At 56.0% G+C, this 12,014-nt stretch carries 11 protein-coding genes and 1 pseudogene; 8 read left to right on the forward strand and 4 right to left on the reverse strand.

Going from position 1 to position 12,014, the window contains the following annotated elements; translation table 11 throughout:
* Positions 1–9: 9 nt before the first annotated feature.
* From PNAP_RS12500 to PNAP_RS12510, 3 genes are read left to right on the forward strand one after another with little or no spacing between them, the layout of a single operon-like run.
* Entirely contained in the window at positions 10–711 is a 702-nt protein-coding gene (locus tag PNAP_RS12500) for a conjugal transfer protein TrbJ (protein ID WP_011801886.1), read from the forward strand.
* Positions 712–725: 14 nt separating this feature from the next.
* A complete protein-coding gene (gene trbL / locus PNAP_RS12505) occupies positions 726–2,351 on the forward strand; it encodes a P-type conjugative transfer protein TrbL (protein ID WP_011801887.1) in 1,626 nt (541 codons plus the stop codon).
* A 9-nt stretch (positions 2,352–2,360) separates the two neighbouring features.
* Entirely contained in the window at positions 2,361–3,860 is a 1,500-nt protein-coding gene (locus PNAP_RS12510) for a toprim domain-containing protein (protein WP_011801888.1), read from the forward strand.
* A 96-nt stretch (positions 3,861–3,956) separates the two neighbouring features.
* Here the strand turns inward: PNAP_RS12510 and PNAP_RS12515 are convergent, their stop codons facing one another.
* Both PNAP_RS12515 and PNAP_RS12520 read right to left on the reverse strand, forming a co-directional pair.
* On the reverse strand, positions 3,957–4,868 hold the full coding sequence (locus PNAP_RS12515; RefSeq protein ID WP_011801889.1) for a hypothetical protein: 912 nt from the start codon (positions 4,866–4,868) through the stop codon (positions 3,957–3,959).
* Positions 4,865–5,893 carry a hypothetical protein gene (locus PNAP_RS12520; protein ID WP_041376686.1) on the reverse strand — a complete coding sequence of 343 codons (1,029 nt, stop codon included), beginning with the start codon at positions 5,891–5,893 and terminating at the stop codon, positions 4,865–4,867. The genes PNAP_RS12515 and PNAP_RS12520 overlap by 4 nt, the downstream gene beginning before the upstream one ends.
* A gap of 233 nt (positions 5,894–6,126) precedes the next feature.
* Between PNAP_RS12520 and PNAP_RS12525 the strand changes: the two genes are divergently transcribed.
* The 3 genes from PNAP_RS12525 to PNAP_RS25010 are packed head-to-tail and all read left to right on the forward strand — an operon-like array spanning position 6,127 to position 9,391.
* On the forward strand, positions 6,127–6,780 hold the full coding sequence (locus tag PNAP_RS12525; RefSeq protein ID WP_011801891.1) for a type IV secretion system protein: 654 nt from the start codon (positions 6,127–6,129) through the stop codon (positions 6,778–6,780).
* A gap of 11 nt (positions 6,781–6,791) precedes the next feature.
* On the forward strand, positions 6,792–7,922 hold the full coding sequence (locus tag PNAP_RS12530; RefSeq protein WP_157040279.1) for a TrbG/VirB9 family P-type conjugative transfer protein: 1,131 nt from the start codon (positions 6,792–6,794) through the stop codon (positions 7,920–7,922).
* Positions 7,919–9,391 (forward strand): TrbI/VirB10 family protein, encoded by a 1,473-nt coding sequence (locus tag PNAP_RS25010; protein WP_011801893.1) that lies wholly within the window; start codon positions 7,919–7,921, stop codon positions 9,389–9,391. The genes PNAP_RS12530 and PNAP_RS25010 overlap by 4 nt, the downstream gene beginning before the upstream one ends.
* A 149-nt stretch (positions 9,392–9,540) precedes the next feature.
* Here PNAP_RS25010 and PNAP_RS12540 read toward each other — a convergent pair whose 3' ends face one another.
* Together PNAP_RS12540 and PNAP_RS12545 are read right to left on the reverse strand one after the other, a co-directional pair.
* On the reverse strand, positions 9,541–10,275 hold the full coding sequence (locus tag PNAP_RS12540; RefSeq protein WP_011801894.1) for a cytochrome c biogenesis CcdA family protein: 735 nt from the start codon (positions 10,273–10,275) through the stop codon (positions 9,541–9,543).
* Positions 10,276–10,287: 12 nt separating this feature from the next.
* Positions 10,288–10,668 (reverse strand): thioredoxin family protein, encoded by a 381-nt coding sequence (locus PNAP_RS12545; protein WP_011801895.1) that lies wholly within the window; start codon positions 10,666–10,668, stop codon positions 10,288–10,290.
* 123 nt (positions 10,669–10,791) lie between these two features.
* On the opposite strand from PNAP_RS12545, the pseudogene PNAP_RS12550 reads away from it, so the two are divergent.
* Both PNAP_RS12550 and PNAP_RS12555 read left to right on the forward strand, forming a co-directional pair.
* A pseudogene (locus tag PNAP_RS12550) lies at positions 10,792–11,148 on the forward strand (transposase family protein); the annotation flags it as partial.
* A 215-nt stretch (positions 11,149–11,363) separates the two neighbouring features.
* Positions 11,364–11,972, forward strand: a complete 609-nt coding sequence (locus PNAP_RS12555) for a TetR/AcrR family transcriptional regulator (protein WP_011801897.1) — start codon at positions 11,364–11,366, stop codon at positions 11,970–11,972.
* The last annotated feature ends 42 nt before the right edge of the window (positions 11,973–12,014 follow it).

Raw genomic sequence — 12,014 nt, forward strand, 5'->3', positions numbered from 1 at the left:
GGAAATCCCATGAAGCCCAAGAAGCTGCTTTCCAGCGCCGCAGTGGCGGCTGCCTTTGCTTTTGCGTTGATACCATCCGCTCACGCCGGTGGCGGTGGGTTTGTGGGTGCCATGGAAGCCACCCAGTGGCTGAACAACGCCGAGCTGGTCAATGTCTATTCAAGCAATCTGGAACAGCTGCAGCAGCAAATCCAGATGTACCAGAACATGTACCAGAACACGCTCGGCATTCCGATTCAGGCGTGGAGCGGCATTGCGGCGCGTTTGACATCGTTGGTCAGCACGATTCAAAACACGCAAGGCATTGTGAACGCCACTGTCAATTCCATCACCGACATGCAAACAACCTACGGCAACGGAAATTTGCTTTCGAACCAACAGCAAAATCTGGTGAATTGGAACAAGGGCTTGAACAACCAGATTGGGGCGGCTTTGCAGCAATTGGGCTTGAACGCAAACAATTTTTCGACAACGCAAAGTGCTTTGCAGCAAATTCAGTTAGCATCCCAGACTGCGGCGGGCCGGTTGCAAGCAATTCAGGCTGGCAATCAAATTGCCGGCATGATGATCAATGAAACCCAAGCACTGCACGGCACCATCATTGCGGCGGAACAGGCCCGACTGAATGCCATCGCCAAACAGGAAAACGAAAAGTACCAAGACGAGCTTTTGTACCGCAACTTCTTTCGTAACCATTCCGGCCAATACTGAGCGGAGTGCTATCGATGCGGGTCGCCATTTTTCTGCTGCTGTGCGGCATCACGCCATGGGCGAATGCCGCTGGCATGATGGACACGCTGGTGAGTCAGGTTCAAGGGGCATCCGGCGGCTGGATGACGACTGCTTTGGGTTACGCCACCAATTTGTTCTTTGGCTTGGCTGCCCTTGAATTCGCCTGGTCGGCGATTCAGCTCACGCTCAAAAAGTCAGAGCTTTCGGAAATCATGGTGGGGACCTTGTTCAAGGTCATGTCCCTGTCATTTTTTGCCATGGTGCTGATCAAGGCGCCCGAGTGGATTCCTGCCATCATCAATTCCTTCAAGGCGGCCGGTGCCGGTGTGGGTGGGACTTCGGTTTTGTCGCCATCGGCGGTGTTTGATCAAGGCTTGCAAGTAGCCGCCAGTCTGATGCAGTTCTCCAATGATGCCGCGCCCAGCACGGGCAGCATGATCATCAACACCTTGACCAATTCCGGTCAGGGTCTTGGCAAATTCATGTTGAGCTCCATCATCATTGGCGTTGCCTCTGTTTTCATCATTCTTGGCTACGGTCTGATTGCCGTCCAACTGCTCATTACGTTGGTTGAGTCGTATTTGATCATTGGCGGTGGTGCCTTGATGCTCGGGTTTTCGGGCTCACGCTGGACGCACAATTTGTCAGAAAAGTACTTTGGCTATGCGATTTCCATTGGCGTCAAACTGTTCACCATCTATTTGATCATTGGCTTTGGTGACAGCTTCACCCAAGCCCTGAAAGACACCATTGCAGCTGCCTACGCGGCGCACCCCGAAGGCCCCAGTTTTGGTGACTATTTGGGCGTGGGGGGCGCGTCGTTGTTCTATGGAGTCACTGGCTACATGGCACCGGGCCTGGCGGGGTCGATGCTCAATGGCACGGTGGCCATGTCTCTGCAAAGCGCTGGCACTGCGGCTGGCATGGTGGGTGGCGCGCCGGTGGCGGCGGGACTTGCTGCAAGTGCGGCTGGTGCGCGCGCCTTGGGGCTTGCGGGCGGTGCCATGGGTGCGTTGATGCCCGTTCAAAGAGCTGCGGGTGCCATTGGTGGCTCTTCTGCTGGCGTCGGATTTGGTGGTGGCATCAGTGGCATGGTCAACCCTGTCAACCCTTTTCAACCCAGTGCGAACGCGAGCAGCGGTGGCCAGGGCGTACCCGGTGGTTTGGGCGCTGCAGTCCAGAGCGGCATGGCTGGCAAGTCGGGTGGCGGCACTGGCAGTCACCTCGGTGCATCTTCACCCTCCCCCTCGCCGCCTCCTTCTGACAGTCCTGTGGGTTGGCAAGGCTTGAACGCGGGTAGTCAAAGTTTTGGCCAGACCCAAGCTCCCGGTTTTGTTGATGCGCGTTTTGATCCATTTGCCAGTCCACGTGATGGCGGCTCCGGCAAAAGCCACCCAACCAGCAACGAAACCGGTGGCATGCCTGCCAATTCATTCGATGCAAAGTCTGCCCAACAACGATTTGAGGCTGACTACAAGCAAGAACCAAGTGGCGTGGCAGACAAGCTCAACAGTTTTTCAAAGCGTTTGCAATACGCTGCGGATCGCAGGAAGCCGCATTGGGTGAGTGATGGTCATCTGGGTCACGCGCCAGGCTTGCGCATGGGGCTCGATTCTTGAGGAATCACCATGGATTCACTGCAAAAGACTGAGAACTACCTTGTTGCCCGAGGCTGCGACATCCACAAAGTCAAGGACCATTTGGTCGAATTTCGTCTGCCCGGTGAAACCAGCCGAACGCCCGGTGGCCGACTGTCCCTGGCACGGGACGGTACTTTGAAAATGTGGCATCGCTACGCAGAAAAAGGACTTGCAGCGGGTGAGCCTTGGCTTCCCGCAGGCGACATCCCGATTGGCGACAAATCGACTCCGGCGCTGCGGGCGCATGTTGACCAGCTGACCGTGCACCAAGAACTGGCGGCATTGATCAAAGTGCCCAAATTTTCGTCTGTACCAGGGCAACTGCGCTCGTATGACCCGGAACAAGTGTGGCGAGCGGCTGATGCGGCCTTGCAGGCGGCGGGTTTGATTCCGTCGCGCTTGAACGGACGTTACTGCGATGGCTCGGATCAAAAACCTGTCTACAAGCTGCTGGTGTCCAACGACGGTCTTGCAACCGCTTTTTCATTTCGTGGCGACATCGATCTGCCTGCACCGTGGCGGGTAGGCAGGCAAACCAGTGATGGCAAGAAAACCATGTTTGTCACGGGACGCGATTTGGGGCTGGATGGCGATCTTGCACCACCCCGGTCTTCACCTGCTTTACCGCGCCCGGTGAAAACGCCTGAAATTCATCCGGCCGATCTGGATCTGAATCGAGACACCATCAAGTCATGGATGGCTGCTGAAAACCCGCCTGCTGATCATAGGCACCTTGTCAAAGGTAATGCCACTTTGGATGGCTCGCAGTTGCGGGTGTATCCCGGGCATCATAGATATACCGGCACGATGATGGTTCCCATGTTTCGCCCTGATCCGATGGGCAGGCGAGACACGGTGGAGGTGTGCGGTGTGCATCACCTGATGCCCAAGCTTACGTTCAGCACCGACAAGATCATGGCCAAAGGCTCGCGAACGGTCGGCGCCTTTGTGCCTTTCCCAGCTCCTGATTCGTTGATGAGAGCAATCGTCGGCGATTCCCTGGCTCCGATTCAGGCATGGCTGGCAGTCGCTGACAAAACGAAGCCACTCGTGATCTGTGAAGGGGTGGCAACAGGACTTGCGATTCAACAGAGCGGTGCAGGCAACACGCTTTGCGCCTTGTCGTCAAACAATGTGATGGAAGTCGCCAAATGGGTCAAAAATGCGGGCCTTTTCGATTCATTTCCGGGTGTCGTGATCGCGACTGACCACGACATCGGCCGTGACGCGGCGGGAAGACTGAAATCAAGCGCCATCCCGAGGGCGTTTGAAGCTGCCAAGGTGACGGGGTTCGCTTTGGCCGTGCCTACTGCGACAAGTCAAGTTGGCACTGATGCGCGGGATCTGCTCGGCGAGGGCGGTCCCCAGGCCGTTCGTGACTACATTGCCAGCGCTGCACCGGCTGCCGACGTGGAAAAAGCGAGACCCGATATTTTTCTGTCGGCGAACGTAAATCAGCTTTCCAAAGAACCAGAATTCGAGCGGTGACACCAGACACTGATTGATTCTCTGGCGTCAGCCTTGTCCCTGGCATTGGACGCCAGAATGATGATCAGGTCACACGCCAGGTGGCTTGCGACGCATTCATCGGACCTTGGTAAGTTGCAGGTAGCGCCGGATGGCAATATTGAATTGGCGCATGTCCATAGGTTGGCTGGAAAGCAGTCCGAAGTTCACGCTGTGCAATGCCTCAAGCTGATCCTCATAGCTGTCGAGCAAAGCCTGCATGCCAGTATTGATGGTGTCCAGTTTGGCTCGGGTACTCTCGGGTGCTCTCAACTCCTGCACCGCCTGCTGCCAGATGTGGGGCCATTGTTCGACGGCGGTTTCGTCGAGTTGGTCACAGAGGTGGGCCATGGCAACGACGCGGCCGAGGTCTTTGTTCGCGCGTTTGATCAGGCGCCCATCCATGGGGTCAGACATCCTTTTCTCCTCAATTTGAGGATGGTGCAGGAGGTTGGACAGCGCCATAGTTGCAACGCTGGCCAGCTGAAGGCCACTTGCGTGCCTCACCGGTTTGAACTGGGTTACACCCAGGTACGCAAAGCTGGGAATTTCGAAGTGACTGTGAGGGGTCTCCACCCGTTCGCTGTAACGGGTTTTACCTTCCGCGTCGGGAGCCAGCTCTGGCGGGGCGCCGAGCAACTCCAGGAACCACTCGTCTTTGCCTTGGCCAGGTGGCTTGAGGCGCACCACGGGCAATTTATCCTGTGGGGTTGTGCCATCAGCGGGGTGATCGTACTTTTCGGTGTTCACCCGCGGCTCCCACCCTTCATTGATCAATGTGGTGGCTATTTCCTTGGCAGAAATGACGGCGGTGGCGTTGGGTGTGAGCATGCCATCGATGTCCTTGGTGCGCAGTTCGGTGTCGGCATCCTGGATCAGTTGAGCGGCAGCAGAGAGGCTGCCGACGATGATGATGTTGCTGTGGTGCTTTTTGGGTAGTGCCAGGGCCAGCTTGTGCAAGACGACGTGGGCGTTGAGGGATTGGCTCATGGTTTTTGTCCTTGCTTCATCAGTTGCAGTGCATCATTGACTTGGTGGGTCAAACCGGCTTTTTGCATGTTGGCGATGCAATCGGGCAGTGCCCCCCAGTTTTGGCCGTCCTGATACACAAAGAGTGAGGCCGGTCGGTCGATGAAGTGGACCACGACATGGGCCATTTCAGTGCGGCCTTTGTATCGCTCCAAGCCGGGGTCAATTTCAGTGATGAACGACAGATCTGTTCTTCGGGTGCCGTGCACGAGGATGTCCAACTGCGGGGAGTTGGTGGCGTCCAAAGTCGGCAAGTGGTGCAGTGCCCCCATGAGGCCGCCAACGGCGAGGTCGTCGCGCTGCAATCGGGCTAGTTCCTTGGCCAGACGGTTGGCACTGCGCGGTGCGCCCGAGCGATCAATGAAGTAGGCACTGGAGAGCTGGTTGGTGCGCTGGATCCAGTGGAGCCAGTCGCTCTGGGCAAAGTAATGCAGGCGAAGGGTTTTGTCTTCCGGGTCTTTTTCTATGCAGTGGTCATAGGTGTTGAGCACTTTATAGATGGTTGGCAGGCTGGCCTTTGTGTCGGCGGCTATGGTGCTTATGCTGACCCCCGGCAGGGATTGAAGGTGGCGCTGCAGAAAGTAGGCCAGGACAGCTTCCTGACTGGCTGTGGTGGGTTTTCTGAAAGGGTCGCTGACAGTGGATGCGCCATCCATGGCGAGCCTCTCGCTGTGCTGTGCCGTGGCCCGGATGTCGTGAAGCATGATGCGTCCCGCGATGTGTGGCTGAGTGATGCGTTTGAATTGCTCGACTTCTATCTCCACCCGTTTTTTGGCAAGTGTGCAGCTGTGCAGGTAAATGTGGGCGTCGGTGAGGTCCGGTTGTGCCTGAAGTTCATACGCAGCGTCCAGCAGCAGGGTGCGCAGGTCTCGCGTGTTTTTGAGGTCGTGCGATCGCAGCTGGAAGTGGCGGCCCAGTGCATCTGACACTTCGCTGTAGTCGTCAGGGTTGCGACGCACGGTCCGGTAGGGGTTCTGTTCTTGCATGGGCTTTATGTGCGCATTAAATTTGTGGCGCGTATTTATTTTAATGCGCGCAAATAAATGATGCAAGTTCAACACATTGCAGGTGGCTGGCTCGGGAGACCATTTTCTGTTTGTGGATGGTGGCGTTGGTAAATGTGCCCTTACCCGCCAGCTGGGCTCCTCCATGCTTTCCCTTTTTTGTGCTGCTTGCGCCAAAACGGTATTTGGCAACAGCACTCAAAAAGGACGCATGCATGTCAAAACAAAATCCATACCTCAACGCCCGCCGGGAGTGGGATGAGCGCTACGGAGGGTTGATCTCACGCGCGCGCAATTGGCAACTGATTGCGGCTGGCTCCTTGGCTGTCGCGGTTGTGGCTGTGGTGGGCATTGCTTTCATCGGGTCCCAATCAAAGATTCAACCGTTTGTGGTTGTCACCGATCAACTCGGCTCTCCGGTTGCTGTGGCCCGTCCTGCGCCGGTTGCAAAAAGTGATTTCGACAAGCGGTTAATGGTGGCCCAACTGGCCGCCTTCATCAAAGACGTCCGCTCCATGTTGCCCGATGCTGTTGCCCAACAGGTCACGCTCAACCGGGTGTATGCCATGGCGGGGCGCGACGTGGCCGGATTCTTGAATGACTTCTTCAAGGACAACTCGCCTTTCTCGGTCGATGGTTCGGTCACCCGCGTGGACATTTCGTCGGTCATTCCCCAAGGCGGTGAAGCCTACCAAGTGTCCTGGGTGGAAACCAAAGCCAGGCCCGGCGCGACGTCTGTGGCAGAACACTGGAAAGCCGTCGTCACGGTCGGGGTTGACGCCAAGCTGGCAGAAAACCCCAAAGTCGCGCTCTGGAATCCATTTGGCATTTACGTCAAGTCCATCTCCTGGACCAAAGAAGCTCTGTAAAGGCAGTCATCATGAAAAAATCCCTCCTCACCCTCACCCTCACCCTCACCGCTCTTGCCTTAGCTGCCAGCGCATTTGCACAGTCAAATGCTGCTGCTTCGCACACCAAGCCGCCCACCGTCGAAACCATTGAAGCGGACGATCATGGCCAGATGTCCACTCAACCATTACCCCCGCGATCAGTTCCAGCAGTTGAATCCCTGGCTTTGCATCCCACCCCTGCAAAGCAACAAATCACGGCATCCCCTGAAGTCTTGGCTCCGACACCCATGCTGCCATCAGCCAAGGTCCAGGTAAGAAAACTTCCTGTCGCCGATGCCGCAAGGCTTGCCGCCGCGCAACGCTGGGAACAAACGGGCGTGGCTGATGCGCTCGTCGGTGCCGGTGGCGTTGTCGAATATCCCTATGGATATTCACGTCCCACGATTACTTGCGCCCCCTTACACGTCTGCTCTGTAGCACTGCAAGATGGCGAGGCCGCGACCAGTGTGTCAATTGGCGATACGGTGCGATGGTTATTACAGACCGCAACAGCCGGGGCAAAGCCGGTGATGATGATCAAACCGACACAGGCGGGCCTCTCAACGAACCTGGTTGTAACGACCGACAAGGGCCGCATTTATTACATGCACCTGGTGTCGAGCAAAACCGAGTATGTGCCTATGGTGAGTTGGTATGACCCGGCTGCCATGACGCGCGACTTGAGCGCCGAGGCGCAAACATCGGCACGGCAAAAGGCAGAATTTGAGGCAACGATGGTTGCCACCAAGATTGCCGCCGAACAGGCCAAAGCCCAAAGGGTCGTGGCGGACAAGTCGGTTGGCAAGCTTGATCCAACGACGCTTGATTTTGGCTACACCTGCACCGGTGAGGCGGCATTCAAACCTGCACGTGTCTTTGCCAATGACACGCACACATTTATTCAATTGCCACCTGGTGCTTCGGCCAGTGATGCGCCGGCGGTGTTCAATGTCTCGAACAATGAAACCGAGCTGCTGAATTCCAGGCTCGTAAATGGCTACTACATCATCGATGGCAAACCTGCCAAACTCAGTCTGGTTCTGGGTGTGGGTGCCAGCGCCCAAACCGTCAAATGCCAAAAATCAGTGCCAAACAGTTTGTTTAGCTGGGGCACCAAATGATTTTCAGATTTGGCAAAAAGTCCCAGACTGACGATACAGCTGACGTTGAGGTGGCGGCCATTGATGGCCCGGGTCAGCCGCTGGAAATTCATACGCCACCACCTGGCACCAAGCGACTGTCCAAGAAAGGGCAGTTTTTACTCTTGGGCGGCGCGTCCACGGTGGCATCGGCAATTTTGATCGGCGTGATGATCAGCGGCAAAAGTGGTGGCAATGCTGAGTCAAAAAAACAATTGACCGCCAGTGATGCGCCGGGTCAAGCGGCTCCGTACAAGGAAAACGCTGAAGACATCCAGCGCAGAGCAACTGTTGCCGCTGCAGCGGTTGGCAATCAAGCCACTCTTCAAATAACTGATGGCCAGCAAACGGGGCCATTGACAAGCCGCTCGTCAAATCCAAAAGGCAGTCCTGGGGGAACTCAAACTGCCAGTGGTGGTGCCTCACCGCCCTCGCCCGCTGAGGCGCACCGGTTGTGGCTGCAAAAGCGCAAGTATGAGCGCATTCAGGGGCACATCATGGCTTCTGACTCAGCCGAAACCTCTGACATCAGCAAGGGTGGTGCCGCGCTGGCTGCCAAATCGACGGCGGGAGGAATCATGGGCGTGAATGCTGATGGTGAGGGCGTGGGTGGCGGTGTGAATCAAAAGCTCTCAGCCGCCAACGGGCGTGCTGCGAATGCGCGTGCGTCTGCCACGGCTGAGGCCATGCGCATGGCGAATTTGCCAGCCGGGGTGGCAGGTATCAGCAGTAACTCAGGAAATTTACCTGCCACTCTGGCCGGTGGCGGTTCCGCCGGTCTTGATCCTGCAGTGGCGGCCCAAGCGCGCAACAAGGCTTTCATGAAAGAAGCATTTGACAACGGCTACTTGCCAGAATTGCTCAAACCCAAATTGGGGGAATTTGAATTGACGGCTGGCTCCGTCATCCCCGCGGTCATGCTGTCTGGCATCAATTCCGATCTGCCTGGAACCATCGTGGCCCAAACCCGCCAAACTGTTTATGCCACCAATGACCCTGACGCTGTGGTGATCCCGCAGGGCTCGCGTCTGATCGGCAGGTACTCTGCTGATGTCGCCTATGGTCAATCACGGGTGCTGGCGGCTTGGGATGAACTGATTTTGCCCAATGGCTCGCGGATTTCATTGCATGGCATGTCGGCGGCCGACGGTCAGGGTCAATCAGGCATTGAAGATCAGGTCAATAACCACTTCTGGAAAACCTGGTCGTCAGCTCTGTTGGTGTCCTTTTTGGGTGTTGCCGCCCAACAGTCGCAGCCACAAAACCAGGGTGCATTCAACACCCCGTCCGGTTCGGCTCAAGCCTCTGCTGCCGCCATGAATTCCTTGAGTGATGTCAGTTCGAAGATTTTGCAAAAAAGCTTGAACATTTCGCCCACTCTGCAAGTTCGCCCTGGCATGGCTTTCAACGTCATGGTCAACCGCTCGATCATCTTGCCGACCTACCGATGATCATGGCACGGCACTGTGACTCTAACACCCCTTCAAACAGGCTGATGCCAGGGAGTGTCAGCTTACGGGCAAATCAATTTCATGAATTTGAAAGCCATCTAGCCGCCCATCTTGGCTGACTCCAACATGCCCGAGCAAACGTGTCGTCTCTATATTCCTACAGTGAAATTAACCCAGGCATCCGGCAACCACTTCAGAACCTGCGCTTCAAGCCATTTATCGCCGCCAGTCAAAATCGCGACCCCCATGGCACCGAGTAACAACGCAAAAACATAACGCACGCTTTCGATGCGTGCTAGAACCCAGTCTCGCATGCGCATAAAACCACTGCGCGATGCGTAAGCCACCGCCACCAATGGGATGGCTGCACCCAGGCCAAAAATGCCAAGCACCAAACCACCACGCGCCACACCACCTTCACTGGCTACCAGCGTCAGGGCCGATCCCAGCAATGGTCCAGAACAGGGGCTCCATACCAGGCCGAGAACACTTCCAAGCATCAGCGCGCCCACCAAGGAGCCACTGTCGAGTTTGGCCGATGCAGCATTCGCCGAACTGGCAATCGGTAACATCCATTGCGTGAACCGTTCACCCAGGGCCGGAACCAGCATCACAATAGCGAAGGCAATCAGCATTGCAGCACCACCCGCGCGCACGGTGTCGCCGTCAATACCAAGAGCCGGGCCTAGCGCACCGAGGACCATTCCGATCAACGCAAATGAGGTCGTCATGCCCACACCCATGGCGACGGGTGCGAAGCGGTTACCCTGCAAAGCGCCTCCCAATACCAGCGGCAACAGTGGAAAAACGCACGGCGACAAAGTGGTCAGGCTACCGGCAAACAGGCTCAACCCAACTTGTGGAACAGTCAATGAAAGGGTCATGGTCGCACCGGGTCAAAGTGCTGATTTCAAGGCGCCGCGAAGACCCCCTGGTGAGGTATCGCCGACCACGCGATAGGTCTCTTTCTGACCACGCAGCACCACCAGAGTGGATTGGGCTCGCACATTGAAACGGCGTTTCAGGTCTTTTTCGGTGTCGTAGTTCGCCACCAACACCGTGATATCCAATCCGGCTTCGGACTTCAGATCTTGCAAGACCTTCGTTTGAGCGCGACAAGTCGGACACCAATCAGCATGAAAGTGAAGCGCCACCGGTTTGTCGGCCTTTTGCGCCTGATCCAACGCACTCGCAGAGTACGGCTTGATCTCCAACGCATGCGACACCAACGCACCGAACACAAGAAGCGTTGAGAAAATGATTTTTCCGATATTCATAAGAACCTTTCAAGGATGTAATGCGCAAACAGTTGCGGCTACTTTTTTTGGTTCTTCGTCAATTTCACTGTAATTTTTTGGTTACTGCGGGAGAATCCAGTTTTCAAAATTGTCAATAGCAGTATGAAAGACACCGCGCTGTATGAGCATCTTCTTGGACTGAAGTCCCCCTGGTCGGTTAAGAAGGTAGACCTTTCCTTAACGGACCAGTGCGTGGTGGTCGAAGTTGTTTTGAAGAAGGGCCAGGTGTGGGCTGACCCAACAGACGCAACCAAGAGGGCACACATCAATGGCTGGAGCGAGCGCCAGTGGCGACACCTCGATACTTGCCAGTTCGAGACCATCATCAAAGCCCGAGTCCCCCAACTCAAGTACAGCGACGGCACAGTCGAAGAATTGACGGTGCCCTGGGCAGAACGCTACAGCCGGGTCACCACAATGATGGCCGGGTTCGTTATCAAGCTGCTTGAGGCCTGCCCAAGACGCAATCGACCTACATCCGGGCCGTTCGCAGGTTTGCCAAGTTTCTGGGTACTCAATTGCAGAATGCTGGAAATGCATGTGCCGCCTAGACCCAGACTCCTAACAGCGCATAGCGAAGAAAACTGCCCTTTGATTGTCGGTTCGGGTTGCAGGATAGCAAGAATTCGTGTTTAATGAACGTTCGTTAAATAATAAAGTAAAGGTAATATCGAATGGCGAAGCAAGCTTTCACGAATACGCGAGAAGAGATACTCGGTCTGTCAGTTTCGCTCTTCGCAGCGCGCGGATTTGACGGGGTGTCGATGCGCGATATCGCACAAGGAGTGGGCGTGGCGCCGGCTGGCCTCTATCACTACTTTTCGGACAAGGAGCAACTCTGTCTGGACGCCGTCGGATATGCATTCAAAGAAAAGGTCGAGCCCTTAACGTTCTTTTTGAACGGCGCAGGGGATCCCTGGGGTCGACTTGAAGCGTTCATAACCCAGCTTACGCGCATGCTTGCCAAGGAGAAGGACTTTAGGCGCCTGATTCAGTGGGTATTGCTGGACAGCAATGAGCAGCGCTTGCAAAGCCTGGCCGATCGAGTCTTTCGAGACCTATTCAACGCACTGCGCAATCTCGCCGGCGAGGTCGCTCCGGGCCATGACCCCCAGCCGCTCGTTATTTCAATGATCGGTCTGGTGATCTATCCCTTTGAAACCCAGGCGGTGCGACGTTTCCTGCCGGGCTACCAACTACAACATGAAGACCCCAAGGCCATTGCGCGGCATGTCGTCGCCTTGCTGCGCAACGGTCTTGGTGAAGCCAACGAGGAAAAATGACAACAGCGCCCCGTCCAGGGCAAACGTGCGGAGCAGACGTAC

This window comes from Polaromonas naphthalenivorans CJ2 (genome assembly GCF_000015505.1).
Taxonomy (GTDB): Bacteria; Pseudomonadota; Gammaproteobacteria; order Burkholderiales; family Burkholderiaceae_C; genus Polaromonas; species Polaromonas naphthalenivorans.